The organism is Paenibacillus sp. ALJ109b (assembly GCF_010747435.1).
GTDB classification, from domain to species: domain Bacteria; phylum Bacillota; class Bacilli; order Paenibacillales; family Paenibacillaceae; genus Paenibacillus; species Paenibacillus taichungensis.
The window spans coordinates 73481-96363 of the sequence record NZ_JAAIFP010000008.1; the positions used below are offsets into that span (position 1 = coordinate 73481).

17 protein-coding genes are annotated in these 22883 nt (G+C 47.9%); 8 read left to right on the top strand and 9 right to left on the bottom strand.

Annotated features, from left to right (window positions below):
• The first annotated feature begins 75 nt into the window (after positions 1-75).
• The 3 genes from G3352_RS10070 to G3352_RS10080 all read left to right on the top strand — a co-directional run bounded on the left by G3352_RS10070 (position 76) and on the right by G3352_RS10080 (position 2939).
• Positions 76-591: a mismatch-specific DNA-glycosylase gene (locus tag G3352_RS10070; protein WP_163756147.1), complete on the top strand. Its 516-nt coding sequence runs from the start codon at positions 76-78 to the stop codon at positions 589-591.
• A gap of 199 nt (positions 592-790) precedes the next feature.
• On the top strand, positions 791-1363 hold the full coding sequence (locus tag G3352_RS10075; RefSeq protein ID WP_163756148.1) for an RNA polymerase sigma factor: 573 nt from the start codon (positions 791-793) through the stop codon (positions 1361-1363).
• Positions 1344-2939 carry a DUF4179 domain-containing protein gene (locus tag G3352_RS10080; RefSeq protein ID WP_163756150.1) on the top strand — a complete coding sequence of 532 codons (1596 nt, stop codon included), beginning with the start codon at positions 1344-1346 and terminating at the stop codon, positions 2937-2939. The genes G3352_RS10075 and G3352_RS10080 overlap by 20 nt, the downstream gene beginning before the upstream one ends.
• Before the next feature lie 133 nt (positions 2940-3072).
• Here the strand turns inward: G3352_RS10080 and G3352_RS10085 are convergent, their stop codons facing one another.
• Positions 3073-4131, bottom strand: a complete 1059-nt coding sequence (locus tag G3352_RS10085; RefSeq protein ID WP_163756152.1) for a LacI family DNA-binding transcriptional regulator — start codon at positions 4129-4131, stop codon at positions 3073-3075.
• 248 nt (positions 4132-4379) lie between these two features.
• On the opposite strand from G3352_RS10085, the gene G3352_RS10090 reads away from it, so the two are divergent.
• The gene (locus tag G3352_RS10090; protein WP_163756154.1) at positions 4380-5699 is read left to right on the top strand and encodes a glycoside hydrolase family 125 protein; all 1320 of its coding nucleotides are present in this window, start codon (positions 4380-4382) and stop codon (positions 5697-5699) included.
• Between the two features lie 308 nt (positions 5700-6007).
• Here the strand turns inward: G3352_RS10090 and G3352_RS10095 are convergent, their stop codons facing one another.
• Together G3352_RS10095 and G3352_RS10100 are read right to left on the bottom strand one after the other, a co-directional pair.
• Positions 6008-7063 (bottom strand): Gfo/Idh/MocA family protein, encoded by a 1056-nt coding sequence (locus G3352_RS10095; RefSeq protein ID WP_163756156.1) that lies wholly within the window; start codon positions 7061-7063, stop codon positions 6008-6010.
• Between the two features lie 75 nt (positions 7064-7138).
• On the bottom strand, positions 7139-8026 hold the full coding sequence (locus G3352_RS10100; protein WP_072735191.1) for a sugar phosphate isomerase/epimerase family protein: 888 nt from the start codon (positions 8024-8026) through the stop codon (positions 7139-7141).
• Between the two features lie 130 nt (positions 8027-8156).
• Between G3352_RS10100 and G3352_RS10105 the strand changes: the two genes are divergently transcribed.
• Positions 8157-9044 carry an AraC family transcriptional regulator gene (locus tag G3352_RS10105; RefSeq protein ID WP_163756158.1) on the top strand — a complete coding sequence of 296 codons (888 nt, stop codon included), beginning with the start codon at positions 8157-8159 and terminating at the stop codon, positions 9042-9044.
• A 125-nt stretch (positions 9045-9169) separates the two neighbouring features.
• Here the strand turns inward: G3352_RS10105 and G3352_RS10110 are convergent, their stop codons facing one another.
• Positions 9170-9853, bottom strand: coding sequence for a serine/threonine protein kinase (locus G3352_RS10110; protein ID WP_163756160.1), 684 nt, complete (start codon positions 9851-9853; stop codon positions 9170-9172).
• A gap of 389 nt (positions 9854-10242) precedes the next feature.
• Here G3352_RS10110 and G3352_RS10115 point away from each other — a divergent pair, with 389 nt between their 5' ends.
• Complete coding sequence (locus G3352_RS10115; protein WP_163756773.1) at positions 10243-11160, top strand: PD-(D/E)XK nuclease family protein; 918 nt, start codon at positions 10243-10245, stop codon at positions 11158-11160.
• A gap of 151 nt (positions 11161-11311) precedes the next feature.
• On the opposite strand, the gene ald is transcribed toward G3352_RS10115, so the two are convergent.
• Positions 11312-12445: an alanine dehydrogenase gene (gene ald, locus G3352_RS10120; protein ID WP_163756162.1), complete on the bottom strand. Its 1134-nt coding sequence runs from the start codon at positions 12443-12445 to the stop codon at positions 11312-11314.
• A gap of 190 nt (positions 12446-12635) precedes the next feature.
• Here ald and G3352_RS10125 point away from each other — a divergent pair, with 190 nt between their 5' ends.
• Positions 12636-14306, top strand: a complete 1671-nt coding sequence (locus tag G3352_RS10125; protein ID WP_163756163.1) for a PucR family transcriptional regulator — start codon at positions 12636-12638, stop codon at positions 14304-14306.
• 53 nt (positions 14307-14359) lie between these two features.
• On the opposite strand, the gene G3352_RS10130 is transcribed toward G3352_RS10125, so the two are convergent.
• Positions 14360-14644 (bottom strand): hypothetical protein, encoded by a 285-nt coding sequence (locus G3352_RS10130; protein ID WP_163756166.1) that lies wholly within the window; start codon positions 14642-14644, stop codon positions 14360-14362.
• Positions 14645-14952: 308 nt separating this feature from the next.
• Between G3352_RS10130 and G3352_RS10135 the strand changes: the two genes are divergently transcribed.
• Positions 14953-17022 (top strand): ATP-binding protein, encoded by a 2070-nt coding sequence (locus G3352_RS10135; protein WP_163756168.1) that lies wholly within the window; start codon positions 14953-14955, stop codon positions 17020-17022.
• 197 nt (positions 17023-17219) lie between these two features.
• Here G3352_RS10135 and G3352_RS10140 read toward each other — a convergent pair whose 3' ends face one another.
• The 3 genes from G3352_RS10140 to G3352_RS10150 form a co-directional block, all read right to left on the bottom strand.
• Entirely contained in the window at positions 17220-19169 is a 1950-nt protein-coding gene (locus G3352_RS10140) for an AraC family transcriptional regulator (protein ID WP_240343012.1), read from the bottom strand.
• Between the two features lie 93 nt (positions 19170-19262).
• Positions 19263-20933, bottom strand: a complete 1671-nt coding sequence (locus G3352_RS10145) for a sigma-54 interaction domain-containing protein (RefSeq protein ID WP_240343013.1) — start codon at positions 20931-20933, stop codon at positions 19263-19265.
• 834 nt (positions 20934-21767) lie between these two features.
• Positions 21768-22691, bottom strand: coding sequence for a proline dehydrogenase family protein (locus tag G3352_RS10150; RefSeq protein WP_063564617.1), 924 nt, complete (start codon positions 22689-22691; stop codon positions 21768-21770).
• Positions 22692-22883 lie beyond the last annotated feature (192 nt).

Genomic DNA, 22883 nt, shown 5'->3' on the forward strand with positions numbered 1-22883 from the left:
TACTTCAACCATTATATCATTTTATACACAGATGAAAGATGTAAATGACTAAAAAAGATAAGGGGGCTTTTCATTATGATTCCAGATCATCTGGATTATGGTTTATCGATATTATTTATTGGATTCAATCCCAGCATCACGTCTGGAGAGACGGGGCATCATTATGCTTATAAAGGAAACCGTTTCTGGCGCATTCTTGAGCGTTCCGGATTGACTCCTCGTTTATATGATGCACAAGAGGATGGAGAGTTGCTGAAGCTGGGGTACGGATTTACGAATATTGTGTCCCGGCCGACGAGAGGTATGGACGATATTACAAAGGAAGAATATGCAGAGGGACGGCAGATTTTACGGCAAAAGCTGAAGGAATACCGACCAGACATCGCCTGTTTTGTTGGGAAAGGGGTATATACCCAGTATAGTCAGCGTACCAAAGCGGAATGGGGATTTCAGGACGACCCGGTCGTCAAGGAAATTCATGAATTTGTAGCCCCGTCATCCAGTGGACTCGTGCGTATGTCGATGGATGAGATTGTAGCGATCTATTCCCAGCTTAGTGATTTTGTCTCAGAGAAAAGCAGAGAGGACTGAAAAACGAAGCAAAAAAGAAACTCCACATGGCAGCAAGTGCAGCAGTAACAATGAACCTTCAATGGTTGCAGAGTTCGGCTACCCGGTTTACACCGGGTGGCGCGAATTCTTTTTTTTGGATAAAGTGAGAGGTTTCAGGAAGTGTTTCCGTCTATATAGTACAGAACCATGCATGGAAGCTGTAGAGAAGGGGGATTACATGACTCAACAGATACCAGAGAAGGAGCTCATTCAGCGTATTATCGCCGGGGACAAACAGCTGTTTGCTGTGCTCGTAGATCAATATAAAAATAAAGTCTTCGGCATTTTGCGCGGAATGGGTGCGAGTCATCAGGATGCACAGGATCTCGCTCAGGATACGTTTCTTCGGATGTACCGCTATCTTCCGACACGAAGGGAAGGAAGCAGTTTCTCATCTTGGGTATACACCATCGCTGTGAATCGGATGCGGGATTTTATGCGGCAACAGAAACCGGTCATGACCGCTGTTCATACAGGCTTGGAACAAACCAATGGTGAAACGCCAGAGAAACATGTGCTGCATAAGGAGATGCAGCGTGAAATATATCGCCAGATGGACCAACTGCCAGAGTCGTATCGGCTTGTGCTGCTGCTTAAATATACGAATGAGCTGAGCTACGAAGAGATTGCAAATATCACGGACATGAGCCCCGCACAAGTGCGTAATGCACTTTATCGAGGGAAGAAAACGTTGAAGAAACAAATGGAGCGCAAAGGAGGTTTATCGACGTATGAAGCCTATTCCAAATGATGAGGATCGATTATGGGAACAGCATTTATTCCGTGAGGAGCCGGATGCGGACTTTACGCTTGAGGTGATGCGGAAGCTGGAAGGGGTGTCCATGGAGAGCGCAGAAGACGGGGATCCATTTACGAAAAAGGCCTCCAAGTCCCATTGGATGCGCCGTACGGGAATCGCAGTGGCGGCAGTTGTGATCCTTGTGGGAGGGGCCTGGTTTGCTTTTGATCACACAGCAAAATTGACTCAACCCACGGTGAATGCCGTAAATAACCCGCCTTTACCTAACATACCTGTTCCAGAAGAACTCAAGTATTCCTATTTTGCCGATGATTACAAACGCTTGAAGCCACTCGGTCTAGTGGTTAATCCGAATATCAACATTGAGGATCAGGGCTACACGCTTAAGATCAAAGATGTGTTGGTAGATCGCTCTCAAATCGTGATCACACTGAAACAAACAACACCTGATGGGCTAGGGCTTTTTGCAATATCTCCAGAGGCGGGGAGAATTCATATTACGGACGATCAGGGGCGACAGGTTGCAACTCTCGCGCGGGATACCAGAACAAGCGGTTCGGCAGCTGAACGATTGGTATTCCAGTTGCATGATGATATCCCGGATCAGGTGATCGTGCGTGGAGAACTTGGGCATCTAAAAGTAGGAAGCTATTATAATTTTGAGACAAAATCATACGAAGATAAAAATGCTGTGATAGATTGGAGCTTTCAATTCAACATCGATATGACCAAAGCCAAATCACTGGCTGTTGAGGCTCCTATGAACAATACCTACACCACTCCTGAGGGTTTGAAACTGGATATGACACAGCTAGTACGTACGCCAAACGGGACCCGCCTTGACATGAACATCAGTCTGGATGATCAACTTCGTGCCAAAGTCGGAGAAGATTGGGCAGATGATATGGACTTGATGTATCACATCGAAATTCCTGAAACGAATGAGTATCGAATATTCAACGGGAGCAGACCAGATGCCCGTCAAGCCAAGTTCCGGTTCCGAGATTTGAGTGGATTAATGGATGGTGGTCCATTGAAGTTATCGGAGACATGGGACCCTGCTTTTGTTACGGTGGATGCGAAGAAGATTCGCTTTGTCCTGGAAGGATACACCATACCAGTGTGGGGAGAGAAGTCGGTGGAAGTGGATCTGGAAAAGATGCGTAAGGATGCTGAAATTTACACCTACGTACTGCAATTTGAACAATATGGAGATGAAATTTTATTTTCTGATTTCAATTTCAAACCGGTGTGGGAATCCTATGACAAAAACTACTCATTAGTCCTGGAGGGAAGCGGTACGTTCCGAAATGCTTTTAATGGCGATCGCTGGGCGGCTGTAGATCCGGAAGGAAAAGAGTATCCTGTTCAAGTCATCGGTTATCCAGACCAGCCTAATAATGACGGAGAATACGTTGCAGACAATCTGAAATTGGTCATCCGTGGTTTTTACAAAGAAGATGGAACAAAATTAACCTTAAAACGAACCGTAGTTAATCGTGAGTATCGGGACGTGAATTGGGAAGTAGATCTTCCATCGTATACCAGTCTGCCTTGGCAGAAATAAAGAAACGGAACGGAATAAGCTTGGAAGAATAACAAGATAGAGATAGAAGGGCCCAGCATAATAAAATGCTGGGCCTTTTTGATATTCAATAAAGTTAAGTTGTGCTGATGTTAAAGAAGTTGTGCACATTGAGTTACGCCGATTCCCGTGGAATAAGGGACGTGGATAACATCACCGTTTCCTTTGGTGTTCCCGGGCGTTCAATCCTGCGCTGCAAAGCTTCGATCGCACGCTGACCGAGTTCCTCTTTGCACAGGTTGACTGTGGTCAGGGGCGGTGACGATGTGGCGGCGGCATGTACATTGTCGATACCGATGACAAGGCAATCCCCAGGTGTGGAGAATCCCATTTCCTGCAACTTATTCATCCACTGCAAGGCGATATCGTCATTGACGCCAATCCAGGCATCGGGCCGTTCGTTCGCGGGCATGTTTTTGATTGTGGCAGCCAATTGGTCGATCCATTCGCCGTTCTCATAAGGAATATTCCATTCTCTGAACGTGGTCAACCGACTGTTGTCTGCGTGAAAATGGTTCAAAGCCAGTTCGATGCCGATCTTCCGCTGCGCAAAGCTGGCAGCTCGGCCATCATCCGTAATCAGACCGATGCGGCGGCACTGCATCGACATTAAATATCTAGCCACAGTAATGCCTGCTTCCAGGTTATCATGGCTGATGGTATCACAGTTCAATAGTGGCTCCTGATGATCCACGAGCACAATGGGGCGGCCTGTCTGGGTCAGTCGTTGCAGGACTGCATGGGGGAAAGCGCCCATGGCGATGACTCCTGCACAACGTTCCCAATCCAAGTGAGGAGCGATTGCTCGTTCTGGAGGCGTGTGTTCATCAGCGACTCCCAGAGAGGGAGATACAATAGCATGATGCCAACCTCTTTCATTACAGGCAGAGATCATGCCGGAGAGGACGCGCTGCCAATAGTGGGGCTCACCCCGGTTGAGCTGATTCATGCAGATGAGAGCAAATGGGGGCTCGGATTGTTCCGTATGGATTGCAGTTGGAACAGTGCTGCTTCCGGGGGTGCTTTGGCGATATCCCAAGGCACGGGCTAATTCCAGCACACGGGCGCGAGTCGCTTCGCTGACACCTGTCTTGCCACTGAGTGCACGGGAGACGGCATATTTGGATAATCCAAGCTGGTCGGCCAGCGACTGGATAGATACTTTACGTGACATTACATTACTCCTTCATATGTAAACAATATGCATAAATCCAACTTGTCATTTCAATCTACAAGATATGATCCAATTTATTTTTTCGATGAACCATCCGTTATGAATTGACGATCATCTTCCGGCACAGTACACTTACAAATAATAATGTTATTATAATTTATCATAACGAAAATAACAATGTGACACAAATCATTGAATGAAACGATGCAAACAAATATGGAAACTTCAATTCAAAGGAGACGACATCCATGGAACAGTTCAGATTACCGAAAATCCCCATGCCGCATCTGGAATTACCGCAAGCTGTGCAGAACATTCTTACCGAGGCCGAGGAACGGCTGCAACATAGACCAAGATTGCTGGCACAGTTCCGTAACTGTTTTCCCAACACATTGGAAACGACGACAAAGCTATTGGATGATGGGACAACCTTTGTTATTACAGGGGATATCCCGGCCATGTGGCTGCGTGATTCAGTGGAGCAGGTGATGCACTACGTTCCGCTGGCGAAGGAAGACGAACAGCTGCAGCGGATCATTGGAGGTCTGATCAAACGGCATACGTTCTATGCGGACATCGATATCTATGCCAATGCGTTCAACGAAACAGCTAATGGATGGCATTGGGATGCGAATGATGAGACAGAGATGTCGCCTTGGGTGTGGGAACGCAAGTTTGAGCTGGATTCACTTTGTTTCTCTATGCGGCTAGCCTATGCGTATTGGCGTGAGACGGATTTGACGGATATATTTGACGAGCGTTTCAAGAGGGTAATGGAGAGCGTAGTACGTCTGTGGAAAACGGAGCAGCGCCATGGTGAACAGTCCCCATATCGATTCATGCGCCGGAATTGTCCAGCCCACGATACGCTCCGTAACGAAGGATTGGGGATGCCGGTAAACTATACCGGGATGATCTGGTCCGGTTTCCGCCCCAGTGATGATGCATGTGATTTTCATTATAATATCCCGGCAAATATGTTTGCAGCGGTGACTTTGCGCCAAATGGGGGAGATTGCAAGGTGGGTATTTCGAGATGAGAAGCTTGTCAGTGAGATGGCTCATCTGGAAGAAGAAATACGACATGGTATTTCCTTATACGGTACTTACCGTCACCCCGAGTATGGGCAGATTTATGCCTATGAGACGGATGGTTACGGCAACTTTTGCCTAATGGATGATGCAGGTACCCCGGGACTTATGTCTATTCCGTATTTGGAGTATGCTTCCACCGAGGACATCGTGTACCAGAATACACGGCGCTTTATTTTGAGCAAGGAAAATCCGTTTTATTATGAAGGACAAGCAGCCAAAGGCATCGGCAGCCCTCATACTCCTCCCGGATACGTCTGGCATATGGCGCTGTCCATGCAGGGTTTGACCGCAGACAATGATAAGGAAATGCTGGACATGATAGATTTGCTGGAGAACACGGATGCAGACACCGGCTACATGCATGAAGGGTTTCATTCGGATGATCCAAACACGTTCACAAGGCCCTGGTTTGCTTGGTCCAACAGCCTGTTCTCGCAGCTTGTGTACAAGGCAATGAAAAAAGGGATTCTATAAAATGATGTAAGTTCAAAAAAATAACTGCCTGCAAAGCAGCCGTTCCGGTTACGAATCGTTCTTTCGATCGCTGTTATCCCCGGATTTCCTGATCGCCTTTTGTAAAGTCGAAATCCGGGGATAAAGGCGAGCACTTCGTTTCTCCAGAATCGATTTCGTCCCCTGCACTGCGTTTGCTATTTAGCATGACATTTTTTTTGGCTACATCATTTCTAGAATAGAAGAGTAAGCAGACAAAAAGCCCAAACTGCAGAAGGTTCGCAGTTTGGGCTTGGTTTATGAGGAGGGTTATTCGACTCACGGCTTCGCTATGTGGTTTTCAGCAGATCCGCAATGAGCACCTTTTGACCTGTGCGGGCACATTCGAGGGATGCGAGGACCATGGCCATACTGAACTGGTTGTCACTGCAATCGGTCTCAGGCAGTTGTCCGGATTCCAGCGCTGCGAACATGTCTTCGAGGCAGCCGTGATGCCCTGTTTTCTCCATGACGGGCTGTTGTCCCTCAATCCGCTCACATGGTTGGAAAAAGGACGGTTTGCCTTCCGCATCCAGATGCTGTGCCGAGACAACTTCAGCATAAATGTCATCATGTCCATCCCAGATCGCGGTTCCTTTTTCGCCGGTTACGCGCCAGGATGCTTCCCATGAAGTAGGCACACCTTCTGTGCACCAGGACCCGCGGTAGTTAAACACGGAGCCATCGGACATTTCGAAGATGCATAGTGCCATCGCATTACCTTGATACCAGGACCCCGGAGGATTGAATTCGTGGCAGTACACCGAGACCGGGTTGGCACCGAGAATATATCGTGCCTGGTCGAAGGTGTGAATCGCCATATCCAGCAGCAGTGGACTATCCATTAGGTCACGGAATCCTCCAAAATGAGGTCCCAGGAAGAAATCTGCCCCTGCAAAACCGACCTGACCAATCGTTCCGTCGGAAATCAACTGACGATAGGCGCGAATACGTGGATCGAAACGGCGATTTTGCATCACAGCCTGAATATTGCCCGTACGGCGTGCAGTTTGAACAATATCTTCACAGTCAGAGAAGGACTCCGCCAGAGGTTTTTCGCCAAATACATGACATCCTTGTTGTAATGCCGTCATCGCAATGGTGTGATGGCTTGCTGGAATGGTGACATCAAATACGATATTGGCATCTGTTACTCGAATGGCCTCACTGATATCCGTAAACGTGGGACAGGAGAGGCCGTGCCGTGCAGCGAGTGCAACGGCAGTCTGTTCATACAGATCGACAAGCCCCACAATTTCCGTGTCCGGTCTCTGCATGGCGTAATCAACCCAGGTATTGGACATGGCCCCACAGCCTGCCACAACTACCCGATAAGGATGACTCATCCTATCATCTCCTTATGCTTTTCATTTTTTATGCTCTTGCAATGGGCATCATGTAACACAACGTTAATCCTGTTTTTATACCGGATTAGGAACAAAATCTCCACCACGACATTGTTTCAAATATTTTAACGCGTGCACCTGTCCGGTCATTTCAAGTTCATCTTTGTAGACAGGATCATGCCAGCCTTCAATATCAATCGTTCCCTGATACCCGTTTTGGCGCAGAATCGTAATGATATCGGACCAGTTGGTATCCCCGAAGCCAGGCGTACGGTGCCAGACGAATTCACGTGGGCCGTGCACGCCATATTCTTTGACGATGTCCCAGGCAATGGTGGCATCTTTGCCGTGCACATGGAACACTTTAGGCGCCCATTTGCGCAGCTGCGGAATCGGGTCGATCAGGCTGGACATTTGATGGCATGGTTCCCATTCCAATCCGATGTTTTCATCAGGAACTGCATCGAACATCATCTCCCAGGCCGTTGGATTATGCGCAATGTTCCAATCGCCTGTCTGCCATGTACCACCCATATCACAGTTTTCAAAAGCAATGCGTACACCCCGGTCTGCAGCCCGACGTGCCAGTTCTCCAAACACTTCCTTGAACCGCGGAATCGATTGGTCAATCGGTTGATCGGTCAGTCGTCCGGTAAACCCGGAGACGATATCCGCTCCGAAGAGCTGGGCATGGTCAATTACCCGCTCCCAACTGGCCAATGTATCAGCATTATCCCCGGCTCCGGTGAGCGGATTGCCAAACACACTTACTGCAGAGATGACAATTCCTTGTTCGTCCACAATTTCACGGACACGTTTGGCAGTTTCGGCGAGGTCCAAATCACCAGTTGTTTGCCAGAAGGTCAGATTGAATGATTCGAAACCATGTTTCATGATCTGTGGAATGACGCGGACTGCGTCGTGTCCACCCACAAGGGTGCCTATGCGTAACGGATTATTCATGGTTGTATTTCACTCCAATATTGGCTTATAGTACTTCGTGACACACTCATTATAGCCGGGCATCTGCCGGATGGCTCTATACAATCTTGTGCAATATTAGTCTGATCTTGTGGGGAAAGGAGGAGACAGCGTGCTGGATCTGAAAGCGCTTCACGAAAATACCCGCATTGACCATAAATCGCATCCATTTCAGCTGTTCCAGAATCGTTGTTGGGGGATGAAAACGGAAGAATGTATTCTGTACTTGCACTGGCATGAACACTTTGAACTGATTTTTATGCGGAAAGGCAGTGCACTGTTTCATATCGACAGCAGGCCCTATGTAGCTCAAGCAGGTGAGGTCATTATTATTCCTGGAGGGGCGCTGCATGTCGGGTATGCCCTGGAGGAAGGGGATATCCACTATGATTCGGTTGTGCTCAACAGTGCATTATTTCATGATTTTACCCATGATCCCGTTCATTTGAAATATGTTGCTCCCTATCTGGAGGGGAAGGTAAGGTTCCCGGTAAAACCGGCGGAGCACGACATAGCTTGCCAAGGCTATTACTCCCTGTTGGATGAAGCCATTGAGGAGATGGCATCACAGCCGCTGGCCTACCAACTGGTTGTGAAATCCAAGCTGCATGCCTTATTCACTCTACTTGCCCGCACATTTATGCCACACCATCTCCCTGATAAAACAACGGGATCGTATTTTCCCAATCGGGAACGATTCAAGCATTTGATTGAACAGATTGAAGCGGAGCCAACAGGAAAAATGTCCGTTACCGAGGCAGCCGGGCAGGTAGGGCTGAACACGTATCATTTTTGCAAAATGTTCAAAAAACTGACAGGACGCACCTTTGTGGAATATGTGAATGGGTGCCGAATGACGAAAGCCGAACAGCTGCTGCAGGAGAGCAGCCTGACCATTACCGAAATCGCTGCCCAGGTTGGCTGTGATAACGCTAACTATTTTACGAAGCTGTATAAACAATACAAAGGGATGACACCCTCGCAGGGGCGGTTAAAATAGGAAGGCGTTGCGGTCGACAGGGTACAAACAAAAATCCGGATCACCGCCAGAGATGCGCGAGTAATCCGGATTATTTTATGAATATCAGATATCAGAACAAACATTTGATCTGTTTATGAAGATGCTTATTTCATGAATTTAGAGAATAATCGATTAGCTTTTTTGGAGAGGTCGTCCAATTTGATATTGGCCTGATCCAGTTGATTATATCCCCATTTGATCGTTTGCAGCATGCGTGGGGAGATGGGCGTACCTTTGATCCGTGGATAAATGTTGTGATAGGCCCAGACGAGATGCTCCCAGCGATTATCGTTCCCGTCCTGAATATACTCCGAGACGTCGATGACTTTCCCGCGTCCATTCTGGAGAATTACATTTTTCAGATGAATGTCGCGAGGGTTCAGCCCGCGGCTGCGAACGGCTTCTCGCGCTGCGTCCACATCGAGCATCACCTGCTCAGGAACCGGGATTCCTTTTTCCAGACATTCGAGCAAGGTATCTCCCGCTTCAAAACTGATCACAAGAATATTTCGGCCGCTGCCGTAATAGGTAGGGAAATAGGGCAGGCCTTTGAGCTGCTCATATACCTGTTTTTCATTTTCAAGTTTGTCCAGGGCATGATCTGAGTACATCTTGAAGGCATACTGCGGCAATCCGTCATACGTAAATACCGCCGCATCCGTTCCTGTGCCAATACAATTCAGTCCTTCTACATGGCCAATGATGTTCACGAGCTCATTCCGGTCGCTTCCGATGACTTGGATTTGTTGTAATGCTTCTTCCGCCTGGAACCAATCCGGTCGATTCATGGGTGGTGCCTCCTTTTAGGATATGCCTGTACAATATTTTTTCATATAAGATCAACTCATGAGTTTTACACTCGGCCGCTCCGCGTGCAGAATAATCTTTCAATCGCTGTTACCCCCAGATTTTTCTGCCCTCTCCGTTTTAGTGTAATTCTAAGGTTCATCTTATATCAAAGCAAAATCCTGTACTCTATTTAGAATAGTATGCGTTCTGCTCTGTAATTTCATCTTTTGGTGATGTTACTATATAAACGTTACGCAACGAATCGGAAACGGTTGCGGATAGAAGAAAATTACGGAAGGGGTGCTTGCGACGTTTTTGCTCTTTCCTATATACTGTGAGCATTAAGGGATCTCATGCAGATCCGGCATACAGAAAGGCAGAATATCTTATGGCACAATACCCGCAGTGGTCTTATTCGCAGTCGCGGGCGAGTATGTTCGATGAGTGCCTGCGCAAATATTATTATCATTATTATGGAGCCCATAACGGCTGGAAGGCAGATTCGGCTGATGAGATGCAGGTACGTCTGTATCGATTGAAGCAGCTCAGTAATCTATACCTCGTATTCGGTGACCTCGCACATCGGATGTGTGAATCAGCGGTTCGCAGCAGGGAAGAAGGCAAGGATAAACCTCGTGAGCACTTTCTGGAACTGACGATGCGCAAGCTGCTGAATCAGGCGTATGTGGAATCAATGGATCAAGATCAGTGGCGGCTCGATCCCAAGAACCGGGTGATGTTGTCTGAGATGTATTACGGGGATGACACGTTGAATGACCGGATTGCGACAATTAAAGAACGAGCTTCGGCCTGTGTCGGCAATTTGTATCAGACACTTACGTGGGAGGACCTGTCCCGTGCAAGTACGGATATTTTGGAGATTGAGAAATGGGATACGATGATGCTGCACGATACGCGTGTGTATGTGAAGATGGACTTGTTATATCGTCGCAGCAACGGCAACATCGTCATTGTGGACTGGAAGACGGGCAAGGAGGATGACTTCTCGGATCAGTTGATGCTGTACGCATCCTATGTGAAGGAGCATTACCGGGTTCCACTGGAGCAGATTGAGCTGCGGGTGGAGTACCTGTTAACCGGAACACACCGAGAGTTTACGGCAACGGAAGAGGATATCCTGAAGGTGGAGGAGAACGTGGGGAGGTATATTGCGGAGATGCGCTCCTGTGTGGATGATGAGTATTACAACCGTCCCAAAGACGTCTCATATTTCACGCCAATGCCTTCACGCCGCGCTTGCCGGGACTGTAATTTCCGTGAGGTATGCAGCGAACGTGTAGTATAGAGCGCCACCTGAAGTAGCTTCAGATCTCATTCCTATTTCATGTAAAAATAAAACAAGAAGCGCCAGCCTGGACAGGATCTGCCCGGACTGGCGCTTCTATTACGTTCCACAGGCCGGCGACAAGGCGCCAGGTGGAACGGTCATATCAAGATTACTGGACCGTGGCGGTATTCTCCAGCGCCTGTCCTGCGGGAACATAGGCATGCCCGAGATCCCGGGCAACCGCCTCATACGTGATATGTCCATTCAGCACGTTCACCGCGCTGCGAATGGACGCACTGCCGCGAATCGCGGCTGCTGCACCGTGGTTCGCCAGCTGCAGCGCATAAGGCATAGTGGCGTTAGTCAGCGCCACCGTAGACGTGCGCGGCACCGCGCCTGGCATGTTCGCTACCGCGTAATGCACCACACCATGCTTCACATAGGTCGGTTCATCGTGGGTCGTGATATGATCAATGGTCTCCACAATTCCGCCCTGATCAATCGCCACATCCACAATGACCGAACCGGGTGCCATGGTGGTAACCATTTGCTCGCTGACTAGGGTTGGCGCTTTGGCGCCTGGAATCAGCACCGCACAGATCAGCAGGTCGGCAGCCGCAACAGCCGACGCAATATTGGATGGACTCGATACCAGCGTATGAATCTGATTGCCAAAAATATCATCCAGCTGGCGCAGACGATTCAGATTCAAATCGAGGATGGTCACATCCGCACCCAGACCAATCGCGATTTTTGCGGCATTGGTACCCACCGTGCCGCCACCAATAACGACGACCTTGCCACGGCTTACGCCGGGTACACCGGATAACAGAATACCTTTGCCACCTTCCGTTTTCTCCAGCAGCTGCGCTCCAATCTGAGCCGACATTCGTCCGGCAACTTCACTCATCGGGGTGAGCAGAGGCAGCGTCCCGTTAACTTCCAATGTCTCGTACGCAATGGCGGTCACCCGGCTTTCAATCAGTGCCTTTGCCAGTGCAGGTTCCGCTGCGAGGTGCAGGTAGGTGAAGAGAATCAAGCCAGGGCGAAAATAGGCGTATTCGCTGGCAAGGGGTTCTTTGACCTTGATGATCATATCTGCCTCTTCCCACACAGTTGAAGCTGTATCCAGAAGCTCCGCTCCGGCCGATTGATATTCGTTGTCTGTGAATCCACTGCCCAATCCTGCCCCACGTTCGATCATGACTTGATGTCCGGCTCTGACAAAATCAGCAGCTCCAGCTGGGGTCATTGCTACACGATTTTCATTGTTTTTGATTTCTTTCGGAATTCCGATTCTCATCGCCATGCACCTCGTCCATTTAATGGTTGTTAGCTTATACTACAAGTTTATGACCTGGATCATCGTTTTGCACCTTACCTGATGTCTATGTTTTGAAGAATTGAATCAACATAATGTCGAGAAAAGACTATTCAGGACATTTGTCCATCGCTTATAATGTAAGAAAAAATGACACTATGAGGGATCGATATTGAGAAATGACCGCGTGTTTACGATAAAGGATATTCTGGCTCGCCCTGTCTTTGCCAAAGCCCGGCTTGCTGCGGGGAAAGAAGGAACATCACGTCAAGTTGGATGGGTTCATGTGCTGGAGATCACCAATGTTTCTCCCTTTGTAAGTCCCCATGATCTTATTTTATCCACTGGACTATGGCTTCAATCGGAAGAAGGGCGCGAAGAATATCTGCTCCAGTTAATCCGGAGCGAAGCGGCGGGGCTTTGCGTGGAGTTTGGCACGAGCATTCATGGCATTCCCGAACAATTGATTGAACTGGCCGACAGGCATCAATTCCCGCTTATCGTGTTTGAACAACCGGTCCGTTTTGTTGAGATCACGCAAGATATTCACGCTTTGCTTATTAATCATCAGCACCAGCTGCTGAAGAGCCTGGAAACCTATTCCCGTCAGCTTCAGCAGCGAACATTACAGAGTACAGACATGTCGGCAGTGCTCAATCTTCTGCATGAATACGCAGCCAAGCCGGTTGTGTATATCTCGTCCATGGAACCGGGCAGTTTTGTGCCCGAGTTACCCTCCGAGACACAGCAAGCGATCTACACATGGTATGAACAGGAGGTTGAGCATCTGGATCTCAATGATTCAGATACGGAGTTATGGTTCCATCTGGATGAGGAACAGGTGTTACTGTGTCATCCGGTCGTATGTTTTGGGCAGGTTTTTTCCGCGGTAGGCATGGTTGTACATCCTTCAGCACCCGTCGAGTATCTTAAGTTGTTGCTCGATTATACAGCGAAGGCTGCGGCCGCACTGACTCTGCGCTCTCAGTTTCTGGAGGAGAAGATGGTACGCAACCAGAATGAGCTGATCCAGGATCTGATGAACGGTAACATTCTTCAAGAGGAGCAGGCTCAGACCCGAATGGGGCTCCGTCTGTTGGTGAAGGGACAGTACTGGTTTGCCGGCGGAGTTATTGAGATGGAGCACCGTCTGAAAGGCATCGGCCGTGAGCGAATGGAAACCAATCATCAGGATATTCTGGTGCTGCTGCGTTCCTTGCTCAAAAAGAACAACCTGGCCAGCCTCATCATGCTGAAAAATAATCAGGTATATGTATGCTGTGCCAAGGAAGAGAGTAAGACATCCACACGAAATCAACTGGTAAAATCACTTGAAGGCATTATTGGTGATGTGAAGAGATTTGCGAGTCGCAACCTGAAGCAGGTTACGATCCATGCCGGATTTGGCAAGGTGCGTAACCGATTAACAGGATTGCCGGACAGTCTGCGAGAGGCGTATCAGGTCATTGAAGTTTCACGATCCGTGGATCGGCTGGAACATATTCATTTTTACGAACGTATGGGTATATATCAAATGCTTAAAGCATTGCCCCAATCGTTTTTGCAGCCTTTTGTGAATGATCATCTGGGCGTTCTGATTGACTATGATCGGACACATCATCTAAGGCTGGTGGAGACATTGGATGCTTTCCTGCAAAACTTCGGTTCCAAGCGGGATGCGGCTGCTCAATTGTTCATACATCGGCAAACCTTGTACAATAGATTGGAGAAGTTAGAAGAATTAATGGGACCTGATTTTATGGATCAGGAAAGAAGAATCTGCCTGGAGATGGCGCTGCTTGCTCATGCCATGATCGAGGAGGAACAGGATTTTCCGTCTTGATGAATCAGGCTGGTGACAGTCCAGACTGTGCATTATTGAAAAGCATGCACAGTCTAGCAATTTTTACTGATGCGACGAGCGTGTCGTAATGCTCTTGGTAATACAGAGTTGCCAGAAGCCGGACGGCGGCCACGGAACAGTTTGGGTTGGCCGGAGGAAGGTGCAAGGGATAACGAGGTGGGAGCGGCCAAGCGATATGGCGAAGAACTGCGCTCAGGAAGAGTCTCCGTCTCCATTTTTTTGGATGAAACAACGGTTTGACGCAACCATTCATCAAGTCGCTCACGGTTGATTCCTAGTTGTCCGCTCAGATTACAGATATCGAGGTTTTTTCTCACACAAATCCGCCTTTCCTGGAATATCGGGCTGTATAGGTTCTGAAAGGGAAGCATGAAGTTCGAAATGGGTGGATGCCCACTTGATTGGTGTGCTCGATTAGCGGAATGGCGAATTATGTTGAACATCCTCATGAAAGATGTATGTACCCTGTGTTAAACGTTTGCAAACAGCTGTTTTGTATATTTACTATAATTTGGCTTTTATCTAGATTTTATCACTTCACATGTAACTGTGCGTCTCAATGTAGTCTCAATTTGTGAGAAAATACGGTTAAGGAAAGTACCAGTATCTAGTACGGAGGACACAGATGGAAAACAGTAGTGAGATTCAATATGATAGCCATTATGGTCATGGAAAACGTTTTGTGGGTCGAGCCAAGGAACTGATGGTGTTGGACCGATGGCTCAACAATCCGGAAGCACCTTTAACCATTTTTTCGGTTACGGGCATGGGAGGAATCGGTAAATCATCCTTGCTGTCTGAGATGTTGTCCGTTGCTCGGAACCAGGGAGCGACCGCCATATGGATGGATGGCAGATCCTGCGGCTCTACACCGTCGGTCTTTTTGGATTATCTCTCCTCTACATTGGGACTAGAGACAATGGGGAGTGATGGTAACACGCGGCCATTGAGCCTGCTGAGTGAGACTTCAGTAAAGAGGCGGCTGGTCCTTGCTGTGGATAACTATGAAGAGCTGGCTCTTCTGGAGAGTTGGTTTATGGAAGTCTTCGTATCCAAGCTTCCGTTATATGGAGTACTTATTATTCTGGCCTCACGACCGGAGCCTGCTTCAGCGTGGCGGACACATCCAAGGTTGCGGCAGCGCCTCGTGCAGATGCCTCTTCAACATTTTACGGGTGAAGAAGTGTCCGAATATATTGCAGTGGCAGGATCATTGAACAGGAGCATAGCGGGGACGATTGCGCGTATGACGGATGGACATCCGCTCGGGCTAGCGCTTGCTGTGGAGGCTGCGGATCAGCGCAGGAATATTCCCATCTCCGATTGGACCGAATTATCACAAATGATTAGTGCCAGGCTGCTGCTTGAATTGACGCTTCCTCGCCTGCACCCAATGGTAGAGGTATTAACGCTGCTGGAAACGGCGAATCAGGAATTGTTGGCATCCGTGCTGCAAACAGAGGTGACGCTTGAGGAATATAACGTCTTGAGACGTATGTCGTTCATCCGTTCCGGTCCTAATGGTCTGGCACTGCATGATATGGCCAGATTACATCTGCTTCGGGATTTTCGCCAACGTGAACCACAGCGTCTGCAAGCCATGCGCGTTCGAATAGCGGGGCTGCTGAAGCCGCTCCATGAACAAGCTGGTCCACATGAGAGACGCCAGATTACGAGGAAAATGCTCCTTTTGTGTCAGGAATCCATGCTCCAGCATCGGAAGTACGCTGATGTGTCGGCGGATTCACTGTTTTCTCCGATGGAGGTGATGCGATCGGAGGACTTGCCAGCGTTGCACAAATTACTCCAACAGTGGTGTGAGTATAGTGTGGAGCCTTGGCAGGCGCCGTCTTATCCTGCTTTTTTAGACGAACTTGCACAGCGTTATCCTGAGGGGATTGTACTGATGCGGGACAAGGAGGGCGATCCGATCGCGATGTTCATTACGGTACTCGTGCACCGGGAGAGCAGCGGGATGTTGTCCAAGTATTTTCCAGCCGAGATGCAGGAATGTTTCACACCGGAAGAGCTGGATTGTGATCCAGACCAGACGGATACTCACTTTGCGGTACTCGCTGCAGCAAGGGATGATGTGCCAGGCTACAAACGTGAAGAACTTGTGGGTTATATGTCACTGGATCGGTTGTCCCTACTGGGAGAAGGGGCCAGGGTCATACTGGTCGCAACCAATCCGTATCTGAAGCTGTTTTTGCAGAATATTGGTTTTCGGAGTAAAAGAGCACGTACTCGTTTATGTGACCTGTATGCAGATCAGGCAGATGTGCTGGATCTGGATTTGCGCAGTGGACAATTCGGTGATTGGGTGATGTCTCTTTTGATTCCTGATACGAAGAACAGCGGATTACAGCAGGGGGCATCTGGCGTGAGTCAGGTACCCTGGTCCGAACAGGATTTACGCAAAATGCTGACTCATCTGCATTCTCCCGGAGAATTGCATGAGTCCGCAGGGCGAGTGAATGGCATGACGGACGGCATTCATCTACAGTCGCATATCCTGGATTTGCTGGAGGGCCGGGTTCATGGTATCTCCCAGCAGGATCAGAAGCTGTTATATGCAGCCTATTGGACATATGCTGGCAATCCAACTGCCGCAGCACAGGCATGCTCAATGAGCCGGGCGACATTCTATCGGCATCTACGAGCGGCTTTGATCCGACTGGCAAGAGTACTGTAGCGTGATTGAAAGAATAATATGGATTCATGGGAAATTAACATCAAACATAAATTAATATCATTGGAATAAACCAAAAAAACACACAGTAACCGGCCTATCGAGCCAGTCCTGCGTGTTTTTTTGGTTGAAATAAATCTCAAACAGATGACCGTGAAATCCAGGGGCCATGATGCTGATTGGTTAGTGAAATTGAAGCATTAATGCTTTGTTCCCACTAACCAATCAGCCAGTTCTTCCGTTTGGGTGAGAATGGCAATGGGGTCCCAATACCAGGAACGATCGGCACCCCAGATATATACATGATCATTTTTGACGGCGTCCAATCCTCCCCAGATGGGGTCAGCCTTTAAATCTTCCATCGTCTGGTTATCTGTCGTTAGAACGATATAATCCCCAGCATATTTAGGCAAAACTTCCGTGGAGAGACTCGCCCAGCCTGGATCGGTTAACTCAGCGATTACCTCAGCTGGAGGTTTGAAACCAAGCACATTGTATATCACGGGTCCGCCCTTGCCATAGTTGGCGCCAACGGTTGAAATATCTTTACCCATATATTCCAGAATGGAGAATGCGCTTTCGGCAGGGATAACCTGGAGCACTCGTTCTTTCGCTGCGGCTGTACGGCGGTCATAATCAGCAAGCCAGGCCTTTGCTTCCTCTTGCTTGCCTAGTAGCTCACCGAAATAGCTAACTTCTTCATGCACGGTTTTGAATGAGGCATAGGGTATGATTACAGTCGGGGCGATTTTAGTTAGCTGCTCATTCATTTCAGCGTACATATCATCCATAATAATTAGATCCGGCTCCATGGCAGCGATCTTCTCCAAGTTGCCGTTGCCATCTCCCAGATCCTCCACGTCTTTCAGCGCATCATGCAGGTAGGGGTTCGAAATGTGGTGACTTGATGTTCCAACAGGAGTTACACCCAGAGCGATCAGACTGCCCAGGTATTCACCCGCTACAATTCGTTTGGGCTGCAATGGGACTTCAATATCTCCTGTAACCGTGGATACGGTTTTGGTCTGTGGCTGCTCGGCAGTTGTAGTTCCAGCAGCTTGTCCTTGTTTGGTATTGGTCGGAGTTGTCGCATTCTCTGCTGCTCCCGAGGAGCTATTACCTGTAGTCTCCGTCCCGCAAGCGCTGATCAACAGCATAAAGCTAAGCAATAATACCGTCGTGATAGGTGGTCTTGATCCTCTGTACATGTTCAATTCGTCCTCTCCATCCCTAGCTCGTTGATAATCATTATCATCTACAACAGTATAGCTGAGGGGTTTTGGAGGGCCAATGGATAATCTCATGGTTGTGGAAGGACTATCTTCTCGTTGGGTGGCTCTATGCTCCGCTCTGAAATGTGAGGGGGAGACACCTTTATACTTTTTGAACAGCCTGCCCAGATAGTAGGGGTCCTGATAACCAACGCTGGATGCAATCTCTTTTAAGGTGGCATCCGTCTCCAGCAGCAATGCTACCGTCTTTTCGATCCGTACTTTAATGAGATAATCAATCGGGCTGAGTCCGGTCCGGCTTTTAAAATAGGAGGAGAGATGTGGAACGCTATAATTCAGGTTCTCTGATAGTAATTCCAGCGTAATGGCTTCGGCGTATCGAGACTGAATAATCGAGATGATTTGCGCAGCCAGATCGCGTTTCTGAGAACGTGCACCTTGAGTCTGCATCTGATTCAGCACTTCAGTGATGAATTGAAAAAGCAGGCTCTTGGCACGCAGATGTCCAAGCGCTTCGGCTTTGCTCCATTCCTTATGCATGTCCGTCAAATAGCGATAGAGTATAACGGGTTCCGCAGGGATTAGTCTGTAGGTAACGTGGAAAGGACGAAGACGTTCAGCCAGTGCTGCAAGTTCGCTATGGGCTGGCAGTGAAAGTTTTGCTTTATAATATACGCAATAATATTCGAACTCTTCTTGTCCGGCTTCTACGTTCAGAATGCTTCCTTTACCCGCATGGAATATCTGAAAACGTCGTGTATTGTGTGATGTCTCATCGAGTATAATCTGAGCACTTCCGCGGACAGACATGATAAAGACACTGGCTGGCAAGACATAGGGACGCAAAGTCTGACCTGCTCGGACTACTACGCGGCGGATATCAAATATGTTGAAGGAAGCGTGATTCCACAACATCATGTGATTCTGTATCTCCATGTGCTACAACCAACCTTCTTCATCGAGGCTTAACAATTCTCTGTACCATTCATTATAACGACAAGAAGAGGCTGGTCATAGACCGAGCCTCTTCATGCGATTATAGAGCGTTGCTCTGGAAATGCCCAGCTGCCGGGCGAGTGTTCTTTTGTTGCCTCCGGCGGCTTTCAAATATTGCAGCAGGAGTTCCGACTCGTAGGTGTCCAACTTCTCCTGATAGGATAGGGTAGAAGCCTCCTGCGAGTCGTTTTGTCCCCCTTTATGTGTTGAGACAGATGCGTCCGAGCTTCCATGAAAACGAGATGGGCCCGATTCCAGGCCACGCTGTGGATGAAGCTGTACCGTCTCGTTCAATATGGATTGTTCCTGATCCATGGATGCAATGAAGGTGTCAGGGAGATATTCGGGCTTGACCTCGCCATCCGTGGTGAGAATAGTGATCCGCTCAATCACATTTCTTAATTCCCGTACATTACCCGGCCAGTCATACTGGAATAACAGCTTGAACACCTCAGGAGGAACCAGTTCAATATGACGATTATAGAGCAAGGAAAACTCCTGCAGGAAAGTCTGTGTCAACTCGTAAATATCTTCCTTGCGCTTACGCAGGGGAGGGATGACGAGGTTAATGACATTCAGTCGATAGTAGAGATCCTCCCGGAACTGATTGCGGGCAATCATGCCCAGCAGATTCTGATTGGTTGCGGCGATAATCCGGCAGCTTGCCTGTTTCATGCGTGTTCCACCGACAGGGAAGTAACTTTTCTCCTGCAATACACGCAAGAGCTTCACCTGAAGCTCCAACGGCATTTCACCTATTTCATCCAAAAAGAGCGTACCGCCTTCAGCTAGTTCGATTTTCCCTTTTTTTCCTTTGGGATCAGCCCCTGAAAATGCACCCTTCTCGTAGCCAAATAACTCACTTTCAAATAATGAACCGGGAATAGCTCCGCAGTTAATGGCGATAAACGGCGCTGTCTGCGGTTCACGCAGGTCATGAATAGCTTTGGCGAATAGCTCCTTGCCCGTTCCGCTTTCTCCAAGAATAAGCACGGTAGCTGAGGTAGTGCTGATCTTACGAATAGTCTCCAGACACTGCTTGATTACCAGGCTGCTGCCCTTAATTCTGGCAAATGGATCGGAATCCGGGCGCAGACGGGCAACGGCTTTCTCCAGATGCTGGACTTTGGATGTCATATGTAATAACTCTTGATGCAGACGTATTTCGGTTGTTATATCCACTTCGGCGGCAACCGCACCTACAATACGTCCATCGAGTTGCACTGGACGTGCATTAATCAAGGCGAATAGATCGGGCCTTGGCTGGTGCTGCTTTCGATACACGGTTTCCCCTGTGTATAACGTTTTGAGCGATTGAAGGCGATCAGGCGGAAAGAAATCCGCTGCCGGTTTACCAATGATATCTTTTTTGTTGATGGAAAAAACATGCTCTGCACCCGATGTCCAGTAGGTCACCTTTGCTTCTTCATTAATCAATGTGAGAGCTGAGCCTGCGGTTTCCAGTGTTGTCTCGAAATAAGCTTCCATAAGACGATGGGCGTGCATCATTTCTTGTAAAACATCGGATACAGCGATATAGCCCAATAGAGGTCCATCATCCTGAACTAACAGATAAGGACTGGTATTGAATAGGGGGATGGCGTCGGCCAGTCCAGTGGTTGAAGGGATAACGGGCATGGAAAGGCCCGAATCCAGGATACTCATATTTGTACGTAATAAGGTCATTAATTCTGGAAGTAAATGTTTCATCAATATCACCTCAGTTAGGGCATAACTTTCGGAAACTATACCTGTTGCACGAGCTGCTTACAAGCGGCCCCCAGATGAAATGATTGTGGGGATGATAGTTACCCATATTATAACTTTCCAAATGAAGTGTGTATATATTTTTTGACATGAAGCATACATATCACAGCTATAGAAGATAGCAGTATTTATTTATTCAATATAGAATGCGCTTTCAAATTTATAGTTTAGGTATAATCGTTAAATCTGGAATGATAAATGGGATTTATAGTCTGATCTTTGTTATTAAACATGACATTTAAATGACGGGGCAATTGAAGTGATTATTCTTATAGTATACGAATTGTCCACACCATTGAGAAGCTTCTGAATAATGCTATACGCGAAGGCCATAAAGGGATGAGTGCATTTAATCAAAGGAGAGTGAAGATATGGCCATTCTATCAACGGGTCCCATTGAAAATAACATTTCTGGAATAACGGGTGCCCAGCCGACTCAATTCGTCACGATCAAAATCGATAACCGGAATTTGATAGATGTGTTCAATATACATCTTTTGTGATATTACCTTAGGCTCGGAATAAAGCGGTTATTCATAAATAGCAAACGGAATGTGTCCAGAAAAGTAGACGTTTCAATTTGAGAATGCTCATTTTTTAGACATTAAAAGGGTGGCTATTGGAAAGGCAAGGTCGGATACTCTGAAATACTGTGTGTACAGAATAAAAAACCATGTTGCCGGGATTAGAAAGTGGCAGCATGGTTTTTATTTTTATCTTTGTAAGTTTAGATAGTATTAATCCACGAGGTGATTATCGGAACATGTTTTTGACCACCATCCAGAGATTTGCGGGTTTCTCGGCCAGACGGCGGGTGTAGTACGGGTACCACATGGTTCCATAGGGCACGTAACAACGAATGCGGTATCCTTCTCTGGCCAGGCGTTCCTGTTCGCCCATACGCAAGCCGTACAACATTTGAAATTCAAACGCATCCGGGGAAATTCCACGGTCCTTCGCATATTGCTTGGTCCAGGAAATAATGTGGTCATCATGTGAAGCAACCGCAGTGTATACGCCTTGATCGAGATGGTTGCGAATCATTGTTTTGAATTGATCAATCACTTCTGAAGTGTTCTGATAAGCTACGGATGCAGGTTCCTTGTAAGCACCTTTGACGAGACGCAGCCGGATGCCTTCTCGAATCATATCACGTGTATCTTCCACGGTACGATGCAAGTAAGCTTGCAGTACCGTACCTGTATTATCCAGTCCCTCCGAGTGTAAACGGCGCACAATATCCAAAGTCGCTTGGGTAAACGGGCTGTCCTCCATATCGATCCGCACAAACAGATTATGCAGCTTCGCTTGGGTGGCAACCGCACGTATATTTCGATAACCTTCCTCAGGGTCCAGTGCGAGTCCCATTTGGGTTGGTTTTAGCGAGACATTGGAGTCCGCACCCTGACGGGCAATGCCTTCAACCAGACGTATATACTCATCCCGATACAGCGCAGCTTCTCTTAAATGGGTAATGCCCTCGCCCAGATGATCCAGTGTAGCCATAATGCCTTTGTTGTTGAGTACCCGAATCTCTTCGAGAGCTTCTTCCAGTGTGTTGCCTGCGATAAATTTGCCAGCCAGCTTTTTGCCGTATTTAATGGAGAGATTCTCCACAGCTTTATTACCTGCGACGGTCAGCAGCGTTTTACGGTACATTTCGGTTCCGATACTCATCGGGGTTCCTCCTTATGGATCATGTTTCTTTATAACAAAGTTATCAAGCAATAATCATGCCAAGGTTATTCTGCATAGAAGAAAACGGGCGGTGATTTTGAAGAAAAACATTTATTTATAAAAATATTCCTTCATCAACCGGAGTTGGCACGGATCTTGCTACATATATTGGGTGATGAGTAAAATGCATGG